Genomic DNA, 20,725 nt, shown 5'->3' with positions numbered 1-20,725 from the left:
GCGGCCCGGTCGGTCGGCCGAATGGCAGGGCTAGGCACGCGGTACGACGGCCACCGGGCAGTGGGCGTGGTGCACGGCGTGGTTGACCAGGCCGAGTTGCAGGCCGCGGGTGTGCCGGTGGCGTTCGGCGCCGACCACCAGGAGGTCCGCGCCGGCCGAAGCGGCCAGGAGGATGTCGCGCGGATTGCCTTCGGCCGGCCGGGACGTCACAGGCACCTCCGGATGCTCGCACGCTGCCGCGCGGAGAGCGGCTTCGAGTATGTCCGAAGCCCGCTGCGCGTGTTCCTCACGCCGCCTGTTGTACGGCCCGCTCTCTTCGGCGAGTCCGCTGCCCGCGCACCGCCAGGCGTGTACGGCCTCGATCTCCCCGTGCCGCAGGGCTGCCTCGTCGAAGGCGAAAGCGGCCGTGGCCTCACTACCGGAGCCCTCGCCTGTACCGACGACGATCCGGCATCCGCGGTCCGCCCGGCGCCCGGCCTCTCCCCGTACGACGATCACGGGGCAACGCGCCTGCCCGGCCACCGTCAGGCTCACCGTCCCCAGCAGTAACGAGGCCAGTTCGCCGCGGCCCCGGTGCCCCACGACCAGCACCGCGGCGCTACGGGCCTCAGCGGTCAGCGCTGCCGCCGGCTCCTCCGGTATCAGGTGAGCCGTCACCTGCCGACCGATCATCCCCCGTGCCGCCCGCTCGACCGAGCCGGAGAGCACCTGCTCTGCCACTTCTGCCTCCTCGGCAGATCCTTCCCCGTAACGTTCCCAGAGCGAGGCGTACACGATGCGCAGCGGCAGGCCACGCAGCCGGGCCTCCTCGGCTGCCCAGTCCAGCGCCTGCGTGCTGCTGTCGGATCCGTCCACGCCCACCACGACAGGCTGTTCCACCACAGCCACCGCCTTTCCGGATTTCGGCTGCCCGCACTGTGCGCCCGTACGCGCCCTTCGCGCAGGGGTGGACCGGGGCATGTCGAGGGCCGTTCGGCCCCAAGCCAGAGGGCGGTCCGAGGCCGCACTCTGACGGGAGAAGGGCCCTGCGTCCGGCGTTCCGGTTTTTACCGGAACGCGGCCCCGGCCCACCGTTCGGTCACTCACCGGACAGGAGAGTCCCGTGTCACAGGCCCCTCGCATCACAGTGATCGGTGTCGGCAACGTGTTCCGCCACGACGACGGAATCGGGCCGGCCGTCGTACGACGGCTGCGCGAGCGGGCCCTGGACCGCCCGCTGCCGCCGTCGGTCACCTTGACCGACTGCGACGGGGAGACCGGACGGCTGATGTCGCTGTGGGAGGGCGCGGAGCTGGCCGTCGTGGTGGACGCCGCCCACGCGCACCCCGGCCACCCGGGCCGCGTGCACCACTTCAGCCATGCAGGCCCGTACGCCCGCCCGGCCACCACCAGTTCGCACGGCCTGGGGCTGGGGGAAGCCATCGAACTGTCCGACGTGCTGGGCCGTCTGCCGGGCAAACTGATCGTCTTCGCCGTCGAAGGAGCAGACCGCTCCCTGGGCACCGGGCTGACGCCGGCCGTCGCCGCCGCTGTCGACCGCCTTGCCGAAACGGTGGAGTCGGAGATCACCCGGCACCGTGATGCCCGCGCACGGAACACGGGCCCCCACGCGGGCGGCGAGCCCCGCCCGACGGGCGGGTGAGCCCCATGGCGAGCGACCGGGAGGCCCGGCGCGTCGAGGTGTACGGAACGGTGCAAGGGGTCGGCTTCCGGCCGTTCGTCCAGCGCCTCGCCTCCGGGCTGGGCCTGGACGGCTGGGTACGCAACGTCGACGGCCACGTCGTCATCGACGCCGCCGGACCCGAGCAATCACTGCACCGCTTCACTGTCGCCCTGCGCACTCAGGCACCACCCCTGTGCGTCGTGCGCCAGATTCGCAGCTCCGCCGATGTCCCTGAACGTCCCCCAATGGGCGCCGGGTTCACCGTACGAGCCAGTGCCGCCGCCGAGGTGCGGCCGGCGCCGCGCGAGATCCCGCCGGACGCGGCGACCTGTGACGCCTGCCTGGCCGAGCTGTTCGACCCGCGCAACCGACGCTACCGCTACCCCTTCATCAACTGCACCGACTGCGGCCCCCGCGCCACCGTGATCACGGGCCTGCCCTACGACCGGCCCCGCACCACGATGCGTTCCTTCCCGCTGTGCCCGGCGTGCGCGGCCGAGTACCGCGACCCGTCCGACCGGCGCTTCCACGCCGAGCCGCTGGCCTGCGCCGCGTGCGGGCCCCGCCTGGCATGGCACGCGGACGGGCGGAACGGTCGGCGGAACCCCACCGGTCCGGCCGCGCTCCAGGCCGCCGAGAAACTGATCGCACAGGGCGGCATCGTCGCCGTCAAAGGGCTGGGTGGCTACCAGCTCGTCTGCGACGCGCGGCAGTCGGCGGCCGTCCTGCTGCTGCGCCGGCGCAAACATCGGCCGCACAAGCCGTTCGCCGTGATGGTCACCGACCTGGCCGCGGCGCGCCGCATCGCCCGGCCCACCCGTACCGAAAGCCGTCTGCTCGCCTCGCCCGCCCGGCCCGTGGTACTGATCGCGGATCGGGAATCCGGTGGGGCGGCTGCCGAGGCCGTGCACCCCGGCACCAGGCGCCTGGGCCTCTTCCTCCCCACAACCGGTCTGCACCACCTCCTCCTGCGTGACCTCGACCGGCCGCTGGTGGTCACCAGCGGGAACCGTTCCGACGAGCCGATCGCGACCGCGGACGCCGACGCGCGCACCCGCCTGGCGGGGATCGCCGACGGCTTCCTGGCTCACGATCGCCCGATTGCCGCCCGGTACGACGATTCCGTGACGCAGGCGGTGCGGGGGCGGGTACTGACCATCCGCCGGGCCCGCGGGTACGCCCCCGCTCCCCTGCCGCTCCCGGTGCGGACCCGTACGCCGGTCGTGGGAGCCGGTGCGCAGAGCAAGCACACCATGACGGTGGCCTGCGGCGACCGCGCCGTGACGGGCCCGCACACCGGAGACCTGTCCGACGCCCGCACCATGGAAGCCTTCGAGCACTGTTACGCGGATCTCGTCGCACTCACCGGCGTGACACCGCAGGTGGTGGCGCACGACCTGCGCCCCGGCTACCTGTCCACCCAGTGGGCGGCGCAGCACTTCCCGCCCGAGCGGCGCATCGCCGTCCAGCACCACCACGCCCACATCGCCGCCTGCGCGGCAGAGCACCGGCTGCGCGGACCGTTCCTGGGCATCGCCTACGACGGTCTGGGATACGGGGACGACGGCACCCTGTGGGGCGGCGAAATACTGATCGCCGATTACACCGACTACTGCCGCGTCGGCCGCTTCGCCACCGCTCCCCTGCCTGGCGGCGAAGCCGCGGTGCGGCACCCGGCGCGGATGGCGCTCGGCTACCTGCACGGCCTGGAACCGCTCGGGGTGCCGCGCCCGTCGCCCGAGCTGGCCCGGCCCTTCACCGAGCGGCTGGACGCGCGCGAGGTCACCACCACCCGCACCATGGTCGGGCGCGGTCTCAACTGCCCCCGTGCCTCCAGCGCCGGCCGTCTCTTCGACGCCGCTGCCGCGCTGCTCGGGCTCGCCGACAGCATCTCGTACGAGGGACAGGCCGCCGTAGCCCTGGAAAACGCCGCCGGTCCTGCGCGGCGCGCCGCCCTGCCCTGGCGTCTGGTGCGCGCGGACGGCCTGTGGGTCTACGACCCGGCGCCGACCCTGACCGCCCTGCTCGGCCGGCTCAAGGACGGGACGCCCGTACCTCTGCCGGCCGCCGCCTTCCACACGACGATCGCCGAGGTCACCGCCGCGCTGGCCGAGCGGGCCGTGGCAGACGGCGCCCCGCGCACCGTCTGCCTGGCAGGCGGCTGCTTCGTCAACCGCCGCCTGCTGACGGACGTCTCCCGGCTGCTGCGCGCGCAGGGAATGCGGGTGCTGGTCAGCAGCGCCGTGCCCGTCGGGGACGGCGGCATCAGCTACGGCCAGGCGGTCATCGCCGCCGCCCGCCTGAAGAGGGGGTGACTCCGATGTGCCTGGGCATCCCGGGACGCGTCCTGGAGACGTACGAAAGCACCGGACTGCGCATGGCCCGCGTGGACTTCGGCGGCATCCGCCGCGAAGCCTGCCTGGAATACACACCCGAGGCCACCGTCGGCGACTACGTCGTCGTCCACGTCGGCTTCGCCATCACCACCGTCGACGAGACCGAGGCGGCCCGCACGCTCGCCGTACTGAGGGCGATGGCGGACGCCGTGGCGGGCGAACTGGGCGAACCACTGCCCACCGAAAACTCCACCGAGGAGGCAGGACGATGACCACCGTCTCACCCCGGCAGGGCCGGTCCACGCTCCCCTACGGGCCGACCGTTCGTCGAGGCGTCTCTGAGAAGCCCACCCCGGTCGAGGCCCGTCCCTCGCCGCTCACCCGGTACCACGCGCTGATCATCGGCATCGAGGGTGTGGTGACGGACACCGCGCGCATCCATGCCACCACCTGGCAACGAGCCTTCGACGCCTTCCTCCGGCAGGCCGAACACCTCCCGCGGCACGCCACCCGGCCCTTCGACCCGGACCGGGACTTCCGGCGGTTCTTCCAGGGACGCGCCCGCACCGAAGGGGTCCAGGCGTTCCTCACCGCGCGAGGCATTCCACCGCCGGAGGACGAAGGCACCTGGACACCGGAAAGCCGTACCGTCCGGACACTCGTCGCCCAGGAAGACCAACTCTTCGGCGCGTACATGCAATACAACGGTGTGCCCGTGTGGCCGGACAGCCTGCGGCTGGTGGACGGTCTGCACCGGCACGCGGTCCCCGTCGCCGCGGTGTCCGCCTCCCGCCACGCACACACCCTGCTGGCAGCGGCGGGTGTGCAGCACCGCTTCGACGCCGTGGCGGACGGGCGCGACCGGGTCCGTCTGCACCGCTCCGCCGGCCCCGACCCGACCCTGCTGATCGAGGCGGCCAGGCGGCTGCGGGCCATGCCCCTGCGGACCGCCGTGGTGGTGGCCGCGCCCGCCTGGGTGACGGCGGCCCGGCGAGGCGGCTTCGGCACCGTGATCGGCCTGGACCGGGCCGGCCGAGCGGAACACGCCGTCGCACTGTACGAGCGGGGTGCCGGTCATGTGGTGCGCGGGCTGGTCGAACTGCTGCCTGACAGCTGACGCAGGTCGCCAAGGTCCGTGGTCGGCCATGTCCGGCCACGGACCGAGCGGCCGTCGTCGCCTCCGCCAGGCCGAGCGGCCCGGACCGATCCCGTACGGCCCATGGGAAGCACTGCGTGATGCACGAGGTCCGGAAAGCAGGATCCGTCCCATCCGAGGAGCTGAGATGACGAGCACCGAACGGCCCGGAGAAAGCGTGCACGCGCTGCTGTCCGACGGCACCACGGTCTGCATACGCCCCGCCGGGCCCGAAGACCACGGACGGGTGCTGCGGATGTTCACCGGTATGTCCCCCGAGAACCTGCGGCTGCGGTTCTTCACCGTGGGTACGGACTCCGCCGTCAAGGCGGCTGACCGTATCTGTGCCACGCGGGCCCCGGACACACGGGCGCTGCTCGCCCTGGCGGGTGACGAGGTCATCGGCACGGCCGAGTTCCACCGCTCTCCCACCACCCCGGGTACGGCGGACATCGGCCTGGCCGTCGCCGACACCTGGCACGGCCACGGCATCGGCACTCTTCTCCTGGAGCACCTGAGCCATGCCGCCCGCGCCGCCGGTATCCGTTCCTTCACCGCCGACGCCCTCACCGAGAACCACCTCATGCTGAAAGTCATCTCCGACCTGGGCCTGCGCACCGCGCGGCGCTTCGACGGGCCGGAAGTGCACTGCACCATCGAACTCGCGGAAGACGAGCTGTATCTGAGCGCGGTGGACGAGCGGGGGCGCACCGCCGATGTGGCCAGCCTGGAGCCGCTCCTGCGCCCCGTTTCCGTCGTCGTGATCGGCGTCGGGCGGTCACCGTCCTCAGTCGGCCGTGCGCTGCTCACCAACATCCGCGCGCACGGCTTCACCGGGCAGCTCGCCGCCGTCAATCCGCACACCGACGCCATCGACGGCACCACGCCCTGCTACCCGTCGGTCGGGCAGTTGCCCTACGTGCCCGATCTCGCGGTCCTGGCGGTACCCGCCCCCGCCGTGCCCGATGTCGCCGAACAGTGCGGCAAACACGGCGTCAAGGCCCTGGTCGCCGTCACTTCCGGACTCGACGGCGGGCAGGCGGCGGGGCTGCTGGCGGCCTGCCGGCGCCACGGGATGCGGCTGGTGGGCCCCAACTGCCTGGGCCTGGCCAACACCGAGCAGGCCGTACGGCTCGACGCGACGTTCGCCGCTGCGCCGCCCCGCGCGGGCACCGCCGGAGTCGCCGTGCAGTCCGGCGGGGTGGGCATCGCGCTGCTCGGCGCGCTGTCCCGCCTCGGCATCGGCGTGTCCTCCTTCGTCTCCCTCGGCGACAAGTACGACGTCAGCGGCAACGACCTGCTGCAGTGGTGGGAGAGCGACGGCGTCACCGACCTGGCGCTGCTGCACCTGGAGTCGTTCGGCAACCCGCGCGCCTTCTCCCGTACCGCCCGCCGGGTGGCCCGCACCATGCCCGTCCTGACCGTCGACGCGGGCCGCTCGGAGGCCGGGCGCCGCGCCGCTGCCTCGCACACCGCCGCGATCGCCACTCCGACCATGACCCGCCGGGCCCTGTTCCACCAGGCCGGAGTCATCGCCACCGACAGCGTCGGCGACCTGGTCGCCACCGCGGCTCTGCTGCGCGCCCAGCCGCTGCCGGCCGGTGCGCGGGTCGCCGTGGTCAGCAACGCGGGCGGCGCGGCCGTCCTGGCCGCCGACGCCTGCGCGGAAGCCGGGCTGACGATCCCGGAGCTACCAGGGCCGCTCATCGCCGATCTGCTCGCGATCCTCCCGCACGGCGCCCGGGCCGCCAATCCGGTCGACACCACCGCCGCCGTCTCCGGAAAGCAACTGGCGGCCTGCCTGGACCTGCTGACCGGGCACGGCGCCGTGGATACCGTGCTCGTGGCGCTGGTTCCCACCGCTCTGGCCACTGCGACCGGGGACGACCCTGCGCGGGCCCTCGTCCCGCCGTCCGGGACGAGGGCCCGGCCGGTCGCAGCGGTCCTGCTCGACCAGGACGTACCCGTGCGCCTGCTGAGCGGGCCAGTGGCAGCCGTCCCAGCGTATGCCGAACCGTTGTCCGCCGCCCGGGCACTCGCCCACGCTGTCGCCTACGCCCACTGGCGCGCCGAGCCCCTGGGCACAGCCCCGGCCCTGCAAGGCGTCGACAGTGAAGCGGCCGCCGTACTCGTAGCGGGCTTCCTGAGCCGCAATCCCGAGGGTGGCTGGGCCGGGCCCCAGCTGTGCGGGGCGCTGCTGGACGCGTACGGCATCCCACAGTCGCCGTGGGAGTGGGCCGCCGACGCCGACGCGGCGGTGGCCGGCGCCGAACGGCTCGGGGGAGGCCGGATGGCACTGAAGGCGTACTGGCCCGGACTGCTGCACAAGACCGAGGTCGGAGCGCTGCGCCTGGACCTGGAAGGGCCCCAGCACATCCGTACCGCATACACGGAACTGGCCCGGAACTTCGCCGGTGTGATGACGGGAGCGGTGGTGCAGCCGATGGCCGCACGCGGCATCGAACTGGTCGCGGGCGTCGTCCAGGACCAGGTCTTCGGCCCGCTGGTGCTCTTCGGCCTCGGCGGCACCGCCACCGAAGTCCTGGCCGACCACGCCGCCCGCCTCGCGCCGCTCACCGACTGCGACGCCCACGACCTGATCACCGCGCCACGCTGCGCTCCCCTGCTGTTCGGCCACCGCACCGGCCGCGCCGTAGACCTCGGAGGACTCGAACAGCTCCTGCTGCGGCTGTCCCGCATGGCCTGCGACCTCCCGCAACTGGCCGAGGCCGACCTCAACCCCGTCCTCGCCCGGCCGGACGCGATCCTCCCGCTGGATGTTCGCATCCGGCTGCTTCCGCACACCGCGCAGGACCCGTACCTGCGCCGGCTGCGCGCCCGCTGAACCCTGCCGCGTCCAGGAGGCTGTGATGACCCGAGCACCGACCCCGTTCTCCGGCCGGGTGATCGTCGGATTCGACGGTTCCGACCACGCCGTACGGGCCCTCGACCGGGCCGCCGACGAGGCCGCGCGCCGCGGCACCTCGCTGGAGATCGTCTGCGGCTGGCCCTGGGGCAAGCACCCGCTGCCCGATTTCGGCGTCACCGACGACACCGGAAAACTCCTCTACAGCAGCGCCCGCCGCATGATGGATGCCGCGACCGAGCGGGTCCGCGACCGCGCCCCCCAGGTGGCCGTCAGCGAGTCGCTGACCACGGAGTCCGCGGCCCGCGCCCTGCTGCGCTGCGGACGCGACGCCGCGCTCACCGTCGTCGGCACCCGCGGGCACGGCGGCTTCGCCGGTCTGCTGCTCGGCTCGGTGAGCCTCCGCGTGGCGGCCCACTGCACCACACCACTGATGGTCGTACGCGGCGACAACGGGGACGAGCACCACCGGGTCCTCATCGGCCTCGAATCGGACGCGGACACCGACGCCCTCCACTTCGCCTTCCAGGAAGCCCAACGGCGCGCGTGCTCCCTGCGCGTACTGCACGCCTGGCAGTACCCGGCAGCCCCGCACGGGTCGCACGCCACGTCGTACCACCTGACCTGGGACGAACTGGAGCACCTGCGCAAAGGGGCCGAAGCGGTTGCCCAGTACGCCGTCGCGCCACTGCGCGAGACCTACCCGGACATCGATGTCCACACCGACACGGTCTGCCAGCAGCCCGGCAAGGCCCTCGTCGAGGCCAGCCGGAACGCCGATGTGATCGTGCTCGCCGCCCATCGGCGTCCGCGCCGGGTGGGGCTGCAACTGGGGCCGGTCACCCACGCGATGCTCCACCACGCGCACTGCCCGGTCGTCCTTGTACCTGTGGACTGAGCAGCGGAATCACCGTCCGCGAGAATCCTCGAAGCCGGAAGGAAGACCGAAGATGAAGCACCGGCTGATCGACCAGGTCATGAACCGCGACGTCGTCAAGACGCTCCCCAAGGCGTCGTTCAAGGAGGTCGCCGACCTGCTCGCACGGCACGCCATCAGCGGGGTACCCGTCGTGGACCGGGACGACCAGGTCCTGGGCGTCGTCTCGGAGACCGACCTGATGTACCGGCAGGCCGGTCAGGACGACGCACCGCGCCGGTGGTACGAACCGCGCCGCCGCTCCAAGAGCGCCCGCACCGCACGCGCCAAGGCAGGTGCCCGGACGGCCCGTGACCTGATGACCTCCCCTGCGGTCACGGTCGGCCCCCGCCAGACCGTCGCCGAGGCCGCCCGCACCATGGCTGCCCAGCATGTCGAACGCCTCCCGGTGATCGATGAGGAGGGGCGGCTGATGGGCATCGTGACCCGCAGTGACCTGCTCGCCGTCTTCCGCCGCCCTGACGAGGAGATCCGCGACGAGATCATCGAAGATGTCCTCGTTCGCACCCTGTGGCTGGCCCCGCACACCATCGGCGTGAGCGTCCAGGACGGCGTCGTCACCCTCACCGGCAAGCTTCAGCGCCGCAGCGAGGTCCCCATCGCCGTACGGCTGACCGGCCGCGTCGACGGCGTCGTCAGCGTCACCGACCACCTCGGCTACCAGGAGGACGACTCCCACCTGCGCCCCACCGAACAGGCCCTGCACGGCATCACCGAGGAATGGCTGCGGAAGATCTGACCTCTTCCGCGGCCCCGGATCTTCGGACGGAGCTGAACACCCATGACCGACAAGCACATTCTCGTCGCCTACGGAACCCAGAACGGCGGGACGGCGGGCATCGCCGAGGAGATCGCGGCGACACTGGAGAAAGACGGCATGCTGGCGGAGGCCCGCCCGGCGGCGGATGTCACCGACGTGACCGCCTACGACGCGGTCGTGCTGGGCGGCGGCCTGTACGCCGGCCGCTGGCACCGCGACGCCCGGCGCTTCGCCCGCAGGCTCAAGGTCCGACTGCGGGAGCGCCCGGTGTGGTGCTTCAGCAGCGGCCCGCTCGACGCCACCGCCACCCAGAAGGAGATCCCTCCGACCCGGGCGGTGCAGCGCGACATGTCCCGCATCGGAGCACGCGGCCACGCCACCTTCGGCGGCCGCCTCGACCCCGACCCCCAGGGCTGGCTCGCCCGCTCCATGGCCAAACGGGGCATGGCCCACGACTGGCGCGACTTCGAGCAGATCATCGGCTGGGCACACGACATCGCGGCTGAACTTCATCAGCAGCCGGGAGCCCGGGAGGCGGACGAGCGAAAGTGAACTCTCCGCCGGGCACCGCGGAACCGCCCGGCGCCCCAGTACCACCGCCACCAGTGCCGACACCCGCCATCAGGGGGATCTCGGCGGCGTACGTCACGGCCCTCATCACTGTGCTGAGCAGCCCGTCGCGGTGCTCGGCCGCCTCAGTGAGTACGGGCCGGTCGACCAGCCATGCATGGTGACTGGCGATCAGTTCGGCATCCGCGGCGAACAGGACCAGGCACAGCAGCAGCGCCGCGGCCGGGATGGCGATCAGCGCGGGACGGGATCGCCCGGTGGGGAGCTTGGTGGAGGAGAGCAACAGAGAACAACTCCCTATCGGTTGCGGCAGAAGGAAACGGCAGATGGGGTGAGGTCGAGGCGCTGGTCAGCGGTCCCGCCCCGCGCGGCGGGGTTCGATCACGTTGCACGCTGCCGGGGTGAGGCCGACACGGTCAGCAGGGCGTATCCGGGTATGCCGGCGATCCATCGCCGCGCTTCGGGGCCGAGGACGACCGCGGCTGTGGCGTAGACGTCGGCCCAGGTCAGGCGAGGGCCGGTGATGGTTGCGGACAGAGCTGCCGTGGCCGGGACTCCGGTGCGGGGGTCGATGATGTGACAGTCTCGTTCCGCCGTGCCCGAGGTGGCGACGGCCAGGTCACGGCCGGTCACGGTGGTCAGGAGGCGGCCGGGGCGGCGCGGGTCGGCGATGCCTATGCGCCAGGGGGTGCCGGGTGCTGCCTCGCCGCTGAGCTGGAGATCACCGCCGCCGTTCACGCAGGTGTTGGCCGCGCCGGCCGCGCGGAGAATCCGGGACGCTTCCTCGATGGCCCAGCCTTTGACCAGTCCCGAGGGGTCGAGTCGCCCTGCGGGGTACGCGGTGAAGCACCCGCGCGTACGGGTTGCCGCCTCGGCACACAGATCGAGGACATGGACGGCCGCCTCCGGGGCCCGGCCAGCCGTCATGGTGCCGCGGGCGAGGCGGCTGATGACGCTGTCGGGCCGGTAGGTCAAGAAGAGCCGGTCGACATGGTGGAGCCAGACGACGGCCTCACGCAGGGCGGCAGCGATGGCGGGCGTCGGCCGGTCGCGGATGTCGAAGGAGAAAACGGTGCCCATGACGTGCTCGATGTGGTGGAGGCCGGAGTGGCGGGGAGCTTGGGAAGCAGGCTCAGTGATTCTGTCCACGGGCCTGATCCAGGGCGCTCTGGAGGGACTGCCGGTATCCCTCACTGGTATAGGTGGCACCGGAGACCGCGTCGATACGGGTGCTCTGGGCACTCAGAGCTTCCTGCGTGAGCTGCGGTACGGCGTACCCGGCGATCTCCCGGTCCCGGCCGTTCCCGGAAGGCACCTGGAGGGCCTTGATCGCGGTGATCCGTCCGTGCTTGAGCGTGGCGGCGACCTGGACGGGGCCGTAGCGGGTGCCGATGGTGTCCCCGGTGAAGGTGGCGGTGGCACCGCCCCTCCCCGCCGGGGCGGTGGCGGAAGCCGTGCCGCCGGCCGGCGAGGGCGAGGTGCCCGCGGAGGGGGCGGCGTCCTGGTGCGGTTTCAGTGATAGCAGCAGGACGATGCCGGCGACGCTGGTGAGCGTGGTGACGGCGGCTCTGCGCACGGTGCCTCCTTGAGACGGAGTACGGATATCGGGGCGCCTTCAGGAGCCGGTACGGGCTCAGAAGGCGAAGGATTCGTGGTGGACGCGGCGTCGTGGTACGCCCGCGGCACGCAGCGCGGACCGGGCCGCGTCGGTCATGCCGGGCGGGCCGCACAGGTACACCTCCCGCTCCGCGAGGTCGGGCACCTGCTGGAGGAGGCCCGGCGCCGTGAGAGGGATCGCGTATCCGGGCGGGGCGGAGACCGAGTAGTGGACGCGGACGCCGCGGTGGGCTGCGATCGCGTCGAGTTCGCCGCGCAGGGCGAGGACCTGGGGCCGGTGGGCCCAGTAGATCAAGGCGGTGTCGCCGGGGAGCGTCTCGAAGAGGGCGCGCAGTGGGGTGATGCCGACACCGCCTGCGAGGAGAAGGGACTTGCCGGTGCGGGCGCGGGTGGCGGTGAGGCCGCCGTACGGGCCCTCGGCCCAGACTCGGGTGCCCGGTGCGAGCCCGGCGACGGCGGCGCTGTGGCGGCCGGCGGACTGCGCGACCGCGCGCCCGGCCTGTGCGTACTCTTCCTGACCGCCCGGGATGCGGTGGAGGACCGCATCCGGGCATCACGGCGGGCGGCGACGACTACGTGACCAAGCCCTTCAGCCTGGAGGAAGTGCTGGCCCGGCTGCGCGGGCTGCTGCGCCGGGCAGGCATGACGCAGGCGCCCAGCGATCACCGGCTGGTCTTCGCGGACCTGGTGATGGACGAGGAGGCCCGCGAGGTGAGCCGGGCGGGCCGGATCGTGGAGCTGTCCCGTACGGAGTTCGAGCTGCTGCGGTTCCTGATGCGCAACCCGCGCCGGGTGCTGTCGAAGGAGCAGATCCTCGACCGGGTCTGGTCCTACGACTTCGGCGGCCGGGCGCATGTCGTCGAGCTCTGCATCAGCTACCTCCGCAAGAAAATCGACGCGGGCCGGGAACCGCTGATTCACACCGTGCGGGGTGTGGGCTATGTACTGAAGCAGGCCCCCGGGCCGCCGGACACCGCACGGACCGGGCCGGACGACGACACCGGGCGCCGCGCCGGGCGGGAGCAGGCGTGAGTGCGCGGCGCCGCCTCCCCCGTCTTCGCCCGCCCCGTTCGCTGCGGTCCCGGCTGACCGCCGGGCTGGTGGTGCTCCTCGCGGTGGCGTGCCTGGCCGTGGGCGCGACCACCGTCATCTCCCTCGAACATTTCCTGCTGGGCCGTCTCGATCAGCAGCTGAGCGCGTCGGGCGGCCGCTTCGCCGCCAGCCTGGAGCACGGCGAACGCCCGGACGCGGACAACCGCCCCGACACCCGTGGCCCGGCGAACGGCACCTTCGGCGCCCGGCTGCTGGGCGGCCGCGTCACCCAGGCCGCCGTCGTACGCGACGACACCCCGGCGGCCGCGCCGCTGACGGAAGCCGACCGCCGGGCACTGGCCGCCGTACCCGTCGGCCAAGACGGCCGCACCATTCGGCTCAGCACCCTCAAGCCCTACCGGGTCACCGCCGTTTCCGGTGACGACGGCGACGTCCTGATCACCGGGCTGCCGCTGCACCCGGTCGAGGAGACGGTCCACCGGCTGGAGCTGGTGGAGGCGCTGGTCTTCGGCGCCGCCCTGGCCGCGACGGCGGTCGCGGGCACCCTGTGGGTACGCCTCTCCCTGCGCCCGCTGGACCGGGTCGCCACGACCGCCGCCGAGGTGACCCGCCTACCGTTGGCCAGCGGTCAGGTCGCGCTGCCCGCGCCGCTGCCCCCGAGCGACCCCGACACCGAGGTCGGCCAGGTCGCGACCGCCCTGAACCGGATGCTCGGCCACGTCGGCGACGCCCTCGACCGCCGTCACGCGAGCGAGGAGCGGTTGCGGCACTTCGCCGCCGACGCCAGCCACGAACTGCGCACCCCCCTCGCCACCGTCCGCGCGCACACTGAACTCGCCCTGCGGCACAAGGGCCCACTCCCGCCTGACGTCCAACACGCTTGGAAACGCATCCAGTCCGAACCACAGCGCATGTCAGGGCTGGTCGACGACCTGTTGCTGCTCGCCCGGCTCGATGCGGGCCGCCCGCTGGCCCGCGAACCGGTCGACCTGACCCGGCTCTCGCTCGACGCCGTCGACGACGCCCGCGCCGTCTCCCGCGACCACCGCTGGCTGCTGGACCTGCCACCCGAACCCGTTTACGTCGTGGGCGACGCCCACCGCCTCCACCAGGTCATCACCAACCTGCTCGCCAACGCCCGCCTCCACACCCCCGCGGGCACCGAGACAACCCTGGCCATCGCCCCGCCCCCGGACGGCGGGGAAACCCAGCTCACCGTCACCGACAACGGCCCCGGCATCCCGGAAGCCCTCCAGCCCGAGGTCTTCGACCGTTTCACCCGCGCCGACCACAGCCGCTCCCGCACCGCCGGCGGCACCGGCCTCGGCCTGGCCATCGTCCACGCCGTCACCACCGCGCACGGCGGCTCCGTCGAGGTCACCAACCGCCCCGGTCGCACCTGCTTCCGACTCCATCTGCCCTCCGCGTCCATGCTGCACCGGTCGGCGGAGTGAGCGGGCCCACGGTCCTCATCTCGATCATGTGCGTCAGAGATGCCGCCGATCACACACCGGATCCGATCGGGTGAAGGCCGTGAAAGTGACAGCAGTATGCGTTCAGATCTCCCTCGGCTTGTCGTGGCCAAGGAGCTGGTCGGTCCAGGGCCGTAATCCGGCGCACGGGCGACGGGCGCCATGTGGACGAGCGTGTGCCCTCCAGCGGTGGGAACGCGATTGATGGTTCCTAACGCCTTCCGGCGCGCTCGGCTCACCACCGTCCCAGGTGAGAACGGAGGTGGCGCAAGCTGGTCAGTGATCGGGCGGTCCGACCGCAGGCGCAGGAGGTGGGCCTGATCAGTCGTGCGGCACGACGGCAACCGGGCAGCCGACGTAATGGATCACCGCGTGCGCAACCGGTCCCAGATGTGCGCCAACCGGGGAACTCCGCTTACGGCGCCCGACCACCAGCAGCCCCGCGTCCGCGGTGAGCGCGATCAGGTTCCGGGCGGGCTTACCCGTCCGCAGCACCTCGGTGACGCTCTGCCCGGGATACTTCTCCCGCCACGGTCGCAACGCCGCGGTGAGCGCGCGGCGCACCCGCTCCTCGCATTCCGCTCCGGTGTCCCTTTCGCGCGGGGCGCTCAGCTGATCAGCGTGCGAGGACGGCGCGTCCCAGGTGTGCACGACATACAGCGGTGCCTCGCGGCGGGCAGCGGCATCGAAGGCGAACTCCGCCACCGGGTCGCACGAGCTGCTGGCATCCAGGCCCAGCACCACCGCGCGGTACGGCGCACCGGAAGCGGTGAACCCGTTCGCATCGGGCACCCGTTCGTCGTCCGCGCCGTACCCGGCCCTGACCAGAACGACCGGCCGGTCCGCGTGGGCCACTGCGGACAGTGCCACCGACCCGACCAGGAACCCGGTCACTCCGCCCAGCCCCCGGGAACCGAGTACCAGCAGTTCGGCTTCCCGCCCCGCCGCCGCCATGGCAGCCAGCGGCGGTTCGGCCACCAGGTCGGCCACGATCGGCAGTCCCGGATGGCGCAGGCCCAGGTCGTTCTCCGCCGAGCTCAGGATGCGGCGCGCCCAGTGCCTCGGCACCGCCAGCTCGGGGAGCACCGGTTCGCTCAGGCCGGTATCCCGGTCCGGGTCCGTCAGTCCTTCCCAGGCGTGGACCAGGCGCAGGGTCAGCCCGCGGCGCCGGGCCTCCCTGGCGGCCCAGTCGGCGGCCGCCAGACTTTCGCGGGAACCATCCAGTCCGACGGTTATGTGACCGATCATGGGAACGTCCCTCCAGCTCGGGCAGACTTGTCCGCACTCAGAGCATTCCTCCGGACGGACCGGGCCGCTTGGGGCCGCACGGGCCACGTCGAGGGCCCGTCGGCCTGTCGCCGCGCGTCAGCGTCCGGAGTCGGACAGGGAGAACTCGTGCGTGGCGCCGGGCGGCACCGTCACCGCGCGGCCGGCGCACACCACTGGGATCGGACGTTCCGCGGAGTCCGGTACGGACACCCGCAGGCGGTCGGCCGTGATGCGTACACCGACGTCCCAGTGATTCCGGTAGCGCAGCCGGTAGCCGAAGGTGGACAGTTCCGGGAGGGGCGCGGGGTCGAACCTCAGCGCCTCGTCGCGGGTCTCCAGGCCGGCCAGGCCGCGCTGGACGAGGTCGAGGGTGCCCGCCATGGCGCCGAGGTGGATGCCCTCGACGGTGGTGCCGCCCTGAATGTCGGCCACGTCCCCGCACAGCGCCTCCAGGCAGTGCTGCCAGGCGTCGCCGCGCCGGGCGCGAGCCAGCACCCAGCCGTGCACCAGCCCGCTGAGGGTCGATCCGTGGCTGGTACGCCGCAGGTAGTAATCGACCGTCGCCCGCCACGTCTCGTCGTCCATCGAACAGCCGAGCAGCCGGAACACTTCCGCCAGCTCGGCGGGCGAGAAGAGGTAGCCGAGCATCAGCACATCGGCCTGCTTGTAAACCTGGTAGCGGTTGGGGCTGTCCCCTTCGCCCTCCAGGATGCGGTCCAGCCGCCGGATGTCGCCGTACCGCTTCCGATAGCCCTCCCAGTCCAGCTCGGCGAGATCGCCGTAACCCTCGAACTGGCTGACCACCCCCGCGTGGAACGGAACGCGCAGCCCCCGGGAGACCTCCTCCCAGTGGTCGAGTTCCACGGCGTCGAGGCCGAGCTGTCCGAAGAGGCCGGCGCGCCGGGGAACGGGCAGCGTACGGGCCAGCTCCAGGGCACGTCGCAGCACCCAGGCTGCGGTGACGTTGGTGTACGCGTTGTCGTCCAGGCCGGGGGTGCCGGCGTCCGGGTACGCGTCGTGGTATTCGTCCGGGCCGACGACACCCTTGATCCGGTACCGGTCCGTCCCCGGGTCGTGAACGGCAGTATCCGCCCAGAAGCGGGCGATCTGCATCACCACTTCCGCGCCCTTGGTGTGCAGGTATTCGGTGTCGCCACTGGCTTCGCAGTAGCGCCACACGTTGTAGGCGACGGCCGAACCCACGTGGTGCTGGAGGCGGGTCCGGTCGGGCAGCCAATGCCCCGACCGCGGGTTCAGGTGCAGGGTCTGGGTCTCCTCCCGGCCGTCGCTGCCGCTCTGCCACGGGTACATGGCCCCGCTGTGGCCCGCGTCCTCGGCAGCGTGGCACGCCCGCCTGAGTCGCCGGTGGCGGTAGTTCAGCAGACCGCGGGAGACCTCCGGGAAGTGCAGGTTCAGGTACGGCAGGACGAACAGCTCGTCCCAGAAGACGTGCCCGCGGTACGCCTCGCCGTGCAACCCCCGGGCGGGCACGCCCACGTCCAGCTCGGCCGTGTGCGGGGAGAGGGTCTGGAGCAGGTGGAACAGGTGCAGGCGCAGGATGCGGCCGGCCTCGCCGGGGACGTCCAGGTCGGCCCGCCGCCACAGCCGGTCCCAGGCCGCGGTGTGCGAGGCGAGCAGTTCCCCGTAAGCCGGGGCCCGTGCCACATCGTCGATGGCGGCCAGCGACGGATCACTGATCGCCGGGTCACGGGAGGTGTGCAGGGCCACGACCTTCTCGACCACGCTCGTCTCCCCGTCCGTGAGGGGGATCCGCAGCCGGTGGGCGGCGCTGAAGGAGCCCAGGACGGTCCTGCTCTCCACGGCCCGGCCCGCCGTGACGCGGGTGCGCGCCGCGCAGGCGATGCGGATGTCGGAGGTGGAAGTGCGGCAACGCAGCCACAATGTCGCCGGGTCCACGGCTCCGGTGTGCATACGGGTCAGATGCTGCCCGGCGAGTGCGCGGTAACGGTCGACGCCCGCGTTGCGGATGTCACCGTCGAGTGCGGACTCCACCTCCAGCTCCCCCGACCAGCCGTCGGACGTGAACTCCGTGCGCAGCGTCGCCAGATGCGGGTCGGCCATGTGGACCAGCCGGTGCTGGACGACCACCAGGCTTCGCCGGCCGGACGTATGGACGCGCATACGCCGGATCAGCGTCCCGGCCCGCAGGTCGAGTGTCTGCCGGTACTCCAGCGGATACCCCTCGTCGGGGGTGAACCACCGTGCGGCGGCACCGCCTTCCCCGGGGATGCGGAAGCGCAGCGGCAGCCAGTTCGGCAGGTTGACCAGATCCTCGTTCTCCACCTGCCGCCCGGCCACCTTCGACAGCAGCCGGTTGTAGCAGCCGGCGGCGTACGTGCCGGGGTAGTGGTGCTCACCGACCCGCGCCTCCGGAGCGGCCCCCCGGGTGGCGAAGTATCCGTTGCCGAGGGTGCACAACGCCTCCCGCAGCCGCTCCTGTGCCGGCTCGTACCCTTCGTACTCCCAGGCCCACTCCCCTGCCGGCCGGACCGATCCGCACACCCCGCCGCCCCGTTCGGCGCAGGCCCTCGGTCCTACGGCCCTCTCATCCGAGCGGGAGCCCACGGCCTTCCCCATCCCCGTCACAGCCGCGCGCCGACATACTCGGTGAGATCCAGCAAACGGTTGCTGTACCCCCACTCGTTGTCGTACCAGCCGAACACCTTCGCCAGGTCCCCGTGCGCCTGCGTCAGCCCCGCGTCCACCACACACGACGCCGGATCACCGATGACGTCACGCGAGACGATCGGCGCACGGCACACCCGGAGCACCTTCCCTAGCGGCCCGTCCGCGGCCCGGCCGAATGCCTCGTTGATCTCCTCCGCGGTGACCTCCCGGCCGAGAACCACCGTCAGATCGGTCAGCGAACCGTCCTCCACCGGCACCCGCACCGCCAGACCGTCCAGCGCACCGTCCAGCTCCGGCAGTACGAGCCCCACCGCCCGGGCCGCTCCCGTGCTGGTGGGGATGATGCTCACGGCGGCGGACCGGGCGCGGCGCAGATCCTTGTGCGGCCCGTCGAGCAGCGCCTGGTCGTTGGTGTAGCCGTGGATCGTGGTCATCAGCCCCTTGCGCACGCCGAAGCTCTCGTGCAACACCTTGACCATCGGCACCACGCAGTTGGTGGTGCACGACGCGCAGGAGACCACGTGGTGACGGCCCTGGTCGTAATCCGCTTCGTTGACCCCCATCACCACCGTCGCATCGGCGTCCTTGCCCGGCGCCGACAGGAGCACCTTCCGTGCACCGCCCTTGAGGTGCAGCGCGGCGGCCTCCCGGGCCCGGAAACGGCCGGTCGACTCAATGACCACCTCCGCCCCCGCCCCGGCCCAGTCGAGATCCGCCGGGTCACGCTCCGAGCACACCTTTATGCGCCGTCCGGCAACGACCAGCTCGCCTTCCTCCGCCCCGACCTCCTGGCCGAACCTGCCGTACGTCGAGTCGTACTCCAGCAGATGCGCCAACGTGCCGGCCGGCGCGATGTCGTTGACCGCCACCACCTCCACCGGCGTCCCCTGCTGCCCCGCCCGCTCCAGTACACACCGCAGATAGTTCCGCCCGATCCGCCCGAAGCCGTTGATGCCCACCCGTACGGCCATGACCTGATCCGCCTCCTGGCTCACTGCCGGGGTATGACCGCCGCCAGCCGATGGCGACAGCTTGCGCTTCCCTCCAGCATCCCGAGTCGTGACACGACGAGCACGAGGCCGAACGGCCCCTCGTCAACCGGCTCGCCCGCGCCGAGCCGGTGATCAGCGTGGTCCGCGCATCCTCCCCCGCCGACGCCGTACGCGACCGGGTCCTCACCGCGTGGGCCGTCCTACTGGGCGTGACCGTGGTCGCGTTGGCCGTCGCGGTGCTCGTCGCCCGCCGTCAGGCCCGGGCGCCGGCCGCCCCGCTGGAGGCTCTCTCGCGGCACTGCCGGGCCGTCGCCAACGGCGATCTGAACGCGCGGGCCGCGGTCGGCGACATCGCGGAGATCGACCAGGTGGCCCGTACCCACAACACTTTGCTGCACCGCCTGACCGAATTCTGCGCCACCAGGCCGGCTTCACCGCCAACGTCTCGCACCAGCTGCGCACCCGCTCACCGGACTACAGCTGACCCTGGAGGCAGGGCTCGCCCAGGACGACGCCCGCCCGGCTCTGCAGGAAGCGCTCGCCGGTACCCACCGCCTGAACCACACCGTCGAGGAACTCCTGCGTCTCGCCCGCACCGACGGCACGTCCCGGGCTCCGCTGCTCGACCGGCCGGTGGCGCGACTTCTCCAAGACACACAGGAGCGGTCGCGCGGCCTGTTCGCCCGGCACGGCAGACGGCTGGAGCTCACCGATGGCCAGGACTCCGGCGACGTACAGATTCCTGGCGACCCTGTGGCGGAGATCCTGGGCGTCCTGCTCGACCACGCCCGCGTGCACGGACGCGGCACTGTCCGGCTCACGGTCCGCGACCTCGGCGACGCCCTGGCCTTCGACGTGACCGACGAAGGCCAGGTGGCGGGGGATCCGGCACGCCTCTTCGAGCGCGGCCGCAGCGCGGGCGAGGGCAGCGGGGTCGGTCTGGCCCTGGCCCGCGACCTGGCGACAGGGCTGGGCGGCAGGCTCTCGGCCACGCACGCCCGTCCCGCCACCTTCACGCTGCTGGTCCCGTCCGGTGTGCACCGCGCCGAAGAACCTGGCCCATCCGGCGCGCCCCGGTGACGGCGGCCGCTCAGTGGCCGGCTTCGCCCTGGGCGACCTCGATGTCCTGGTGGACGCGGAGGGCAACGCTCGCCGCGGTGGCGCAGGAGGCCAGCGCGCAGACAGCCAGCAGGACGGCACCCCAGGACGTGGCCCGCGGGGGCCGGATGCCGGAGGAAAGGAGGGCGGCCATCCGCTGCGGCACGGGGCCGGTGGTGCTCACATAAACTGGCGTTCCACCCCCTTCTGGAAATCGTTTGTGACAAGGTCCGGGGCATGACGGGCCTTCAAGAACCTTCCCCGGCCGACGCGGATGATGTCGAGCGCCATCCCTGCCCCCGGTGCGC

The 20,725-nt window shown here is 72.3% G+C and carries 18 protein-coding genes and 3 pseudogenes; 12 read left to right on the top strand and 9 right to left on the bottom strand.

Translation table 11 applies throughout. The annotated features are described in order from the left end of the window. Positions 1–30 precede the first annotated feature (30 nt). Positions 31–882, bottom strand: coding sequence for a universal stress protein (locus AB0L45_RS19555; protein WP_365841453.1), 852 nt, complete (start codon positions 880–882; stop codon positions 31–33). A gap of 220 nt (positions 883–1,102) precedes the next feature. Between AB0L45_RS19555 and AB0L45_RS19550 the strand changes: the two genes are divergently transcribed. From AB0L45_RS19550 to AB0L45_RS19515, 8 genes are all read left to right on the top strand, one after another. Beyond that, entirely contained in the window at positions 1,103–1,642 is a 540-nt protein-coding gene (locus tag AB0L45_RS19550; protein ID WP_365841451.1) for a hydrogenase maturation protease, read from the top strand. Positions 1,643–1,647: 5 nt separating this feature from the next. Continuing rightward, on the top strand, positions 1,648–3,978 hold the full coding sequence (gene hypF, locus AB0L45_RS19545; protein WP_365841449.1) for a carbamoyltransferase HypF: 2,331 nt from the start codon (positions 1,648–1,650) through the stop codon (positions 3,976–3,978). Between the two features lie 5 nt (positions 3,979–3,983). After that, on the top strand, positions 3,984–4,271 hold the full coding sequence (locus AB0L45_RS19540) for a HypC/HybG/HupF family hydrogenase formation chaperone (RefSeq protein WP_365841446.1): 288 nt from the start codon (positions 3,984–3,986) through the stop codon (positions 4,269–4,271). Then, positions 4,268–5,116, top strand: coding sequence for an HAD family hydrolase (locus AB0L45_RS19535; RefSeq protein ID WP_365841444.1), 849 nt, complete (start codon positions 4,268–4,270; stop codon positions 5,114–5,116). Before AB0L45_RS19540 ends, AB0L45_RS19535 begins: the two co-directional genes overlap by 4 nt. Before the next feature lie 166 nt (positions 5,117–5,282). After that, complete coding sequence (locus AB0L45_RS19530; RefSeq protein WP_365841442.1) at positions 5,283–7,979, top strand: GNAT family N-acetyltransferase; 2,697 nt, start codon at positions 5,283–5,285, stop codon at positions 7,977–7,979. Positions 7,980–8,004: 25 nt separating this feature from the next. Continuing rightward, the gene (locus AB0L45_RS19525; RefSeq protein ID WP_365841440.1) at positions 8,005–8,898 is read left to right on the top strand and encodes a universal stress protein; all 894 of its coding nucleotides are present in this window, start codon (positions 8,005–8,007) and stop codon (positions 8,896–8,898) included. A 52-nt stretch (positions 8,899–8,950) separates the two neighbouring features. Then, the gene (locus AB0L45_RS19520; RefSeq protein ID WP_365841438.1) at positions 8,951–9,676 is read left to right on the top strand and encodes a CBS domain-containing protein; all 726 of its coding nucleotides are present in this window, start codon (positions 8,951–8,953) and stop codon (positions 9,674–9,676) included. A 42-nt stretch (positions 9,677–9,718) separates the two neighbouring features. Further along, positions 9,719–10,249 (top strand): flavodoxin domain-containing protein, encoded by a 531-nt coding sequence (locus tag AB0L45_RS19515; protein WP_365841436.1) that lies wholly within the window; start codon positions 9,719–9,721, stop codon positions 10,247–10,249. Between the two features lie 399 nt (positions 10,250–10,648). On the opposite strand, the gene AB0L45_RS19510 is transcribed toward AB0L45_RS19515, so the two are convergent. From AB0L45_RS19510 to AB0L45_RS19500, 3 genes and pseudogenes are all read right to left on the bottom strand, one after another. Next, the gene (locus AB0L45_RS19510) at positions 10,649–11,347 is read right to left on the bottom strand and encodes an FAD:protein FMN transferase (RefSeq protein ID WP_365841838.1); all 699 of its coding nucleotides are present in this window, start codon (positions 11,345–11,347) and stop codon (positions 10,649–10,651) included. 52 nt (positions 11,348–11,399) lie between these two features. After that, positions 11,400–11,843, bottom strand: coding sequence for an FMN-binding protein (locus AB0L45_RS19505; protein WP_365841434.1), 444 nt, complete (start codon positions 11,841–11,843; stop codon positions 11,400–11,402). A 57-nt stretch (positions 11,844–11,900) separates the two neighbouring features. After that, a pseudogene (locus tag AB0L45_RS19500) lies at positions 11,901–12,365 on the bottom strand (ferric reductase); the annotation flags it as partial. Between the two features lie 18 nt (positions 12,366–12,383). On the opposite strand from AB0L45_RS19500, the pseudogene AB0L45_RS19495 reads away from it, so the two are divergent. Then, positions 12,384–12,835 (top strand): annotated as a pseudogene (locus tag AB0L45_RS19495) (response regulator transcription factor); the annotation flags it as partial. Positions 12,836–12,912: 77 nt separating this feature from the next. Then, positions 12,913–14,391: a HAMP domain-containing sensor histidine kinase gene (locus AB0L45_RS19490; protein ID WP_365841432.1), complete on the top strand. Its 1,479-nt coding sequence runs from the start codon at positions 12,913–12,915 to the stop codon at positions 14,389–14,391. A 339-nt stretch (positions 14,392–14,730) separates the two neighbouring features. Here the strand turns inward: AB0L45_RS19490 and AB0L45_RS19485 are convergent, their stop codons facing one another. The 3 genes from AB0L45_RS19485 to gap form a co-directional block, all read right to left on the bottom strand. Continuing rightward, the gene (locus tag AB0L45_RS19485; RefSeq protein WP_365841430.1) at positions 14,731–15,657 is read right to left on the bottom strand and encodes a universal stress protein; all 927 of its coding nucleotides are present in this window, start codon (positions 15,655–15,657) and stop codon (positions 14,731–14,733) included. Between the two features lie 117 nt (positions 15,658–15,774). Then, positions 15,775–18,201 (bottom strand): glycosyl hydrolase family 65 protein, encoded by a 2,427-nt coding sequence (locus AB0L45_RS19480; RefSeq protein WP_365841428.1) that lies wholly within the window; start codon positions 18,199–18,201, stop codon positions 15,775–15,777. An 80-nt stretch (positions 18,202–18,281) separates the two neighbouring features. After that, the gene (gap, locus tag AB0L45_RS19475) at positions 18,282–19,298 is read right to left on the bottom strand and encodes a type I glyceraldehyde-3-phosphate dehydrogenase (RefSeq protein ID WP_365841836.1); all 1,017 of its coding nucleotides are present in this window, start codon (positions 19,296–19,298) and stop codon (positions 18,282–18,284) included. 149 nt (positions 19,299–19,447) lie between these two features. Here gap and AB0L45_RS19470 point away from each other — a divergent pair. Continuing rightward, a pseudogene (locus AB0L45_RS19470) lies at positions 19,448–19,666 on the top strand (two-component sensor histidine kinase); the annotation flags it as partial. A gap of 127 nt (positions 19,667–19,793) precedes the next feature. Here the strand turns inward: AB0L45_RS19470 and AB0L45_RS19465 are convergent. Continuing rightward, positions 19,794–19,970, bottom strand: coding sequence for a hypothetical protein (locus tag AB0L45_RS19465; protein ID WP_365841426.1), 177 nt, complete (start codon positions 19,968–19,970; stop codon positions 19,794–19,796). Between AB0L45_RS19465 and AB0L45_RS19460 the strand changes: the two genes are divergently transcribed. Then, positions 19,953–20,399 (top strand): ATP-binding protein, encoded by a 447-nt coding sequence (locus AB0L45_RS19460; RefSeq protein WP_365841424.1) that lies wholly within the window; start codon positions 19,953–19,955, stop codon positions 20,397–20,399. The two genes, AB0L45_RS19465 and AB0L45_RS19460, sit on opposite strands and share 18 nt — an antisense overlap. Before the next feature lie 10 nt (positions 20,400–20,409). Here AB0L45_RS19460 and AB0L45_RS19455 read toward each other — a convergent pair whose 3' ends face one another. Further along, entirely contained in the window at positions 20,410–20,601 is a 192-nt protein-coding gene (locus tag AB0L45_RS19455; RefSeq protein WP_365841422.1) for a hypothetical protein, read from the bottom strand. Between the last annotated feature and the right edge of the window lie 124 nt (positions 20,602–20,725).

The sequence above is a fragment of the Streptomyces sp. NPDC052496 genome (assembly GCF_040679095.1).
In the GTDB taxonomy this organism is placed as follows: domain Bacteria; phylum Actinomycetota; class Actinomycetes; order Streptomycetales; family Streptomycetaceae; genus Streptomyces.
Note: the sequence above shows the minus strand (reverse complement) of the source record. Positions and strands in the feature narration are given on the sequence as shown.

What these genes read in the sequence shown, in the direction of transcription:
- AB0L45_RS19530 (WP_365841442.1), top strand. Translation starts at nt 5,283, where the DNA reads ATGACGAGCACCGAACGGCCCGGAGAAAGCGTGCACGCGCTGCTGTCC.
- AB0L45_RS19520 (WP_365841438.1), top strand. Translation starts at nt 8,951, where the DNA reads ATGAAGCACCGGCTGATCGACCAGGTCATGAACCGCGACGTCGTCAAG.
- AB0L45_RS19515 (WP_365841436.1), top strand. Translation starts at nt 9,719, where the DNA reads ATGACCGACAAGCACATTCTCGTCGCCTACGGAACCCAGAACGGCGGG.
- AB0L45_RS19525 (WP_365841440.1), top strand. Translation starts at nt 8,005, where the DNA reads ATGACCCGAGCACCGACCCCGTTCTCCGGCCGGGTGATCGTCGGATTC.
- gap (WP_365841836.1), bottom strand. Translation starts at nt 19,298, where the DNA reads ATGGCCGTACGGGTGGGCATCAACGGCTTCGGGCGGATCGGGCGGAAC.
- AB0L45_RS19485 (WP_365841430.1), bottom strand. Translation starts at nt 15,657, where the DNA reads ATGATCGGTCACATAACCGTCGGACTGGATGGTTCCCGCGAAAGTCTG.
- hypF (WP_365841449.1), top strand. Translation starts at nt 1,648, where the DNA reads ATGGCGAGCGACCGGGAGGCCCGGCGCGTCGAGGTGTACGGAACGGTG.
- AB0L45_RS19540 (WP_365841446.1), top strand. Translation starts at nt 3,984, where the DNA reads ATGTGCCTGGGCATCCCGGGACGCGTCCTGGAGACGTACGAAAGCACC.
- AB0L45_RS19510 (WP_365841838.1), bottom strand. Translation starts at nt 11,347, where the DNA reads ATGGGCACCGTTTTCTCCTTCGACATCCGCGACCGGCCGACGCCCGCC.
- AB0L45_RS19535 (WP_365841444.1), top strand. Translation starts at nt 4,268, where the DNA reads ATGACCACCGTCTCACCCCGGCAGGGCCGGTCCACGCTCCCCTACGGG.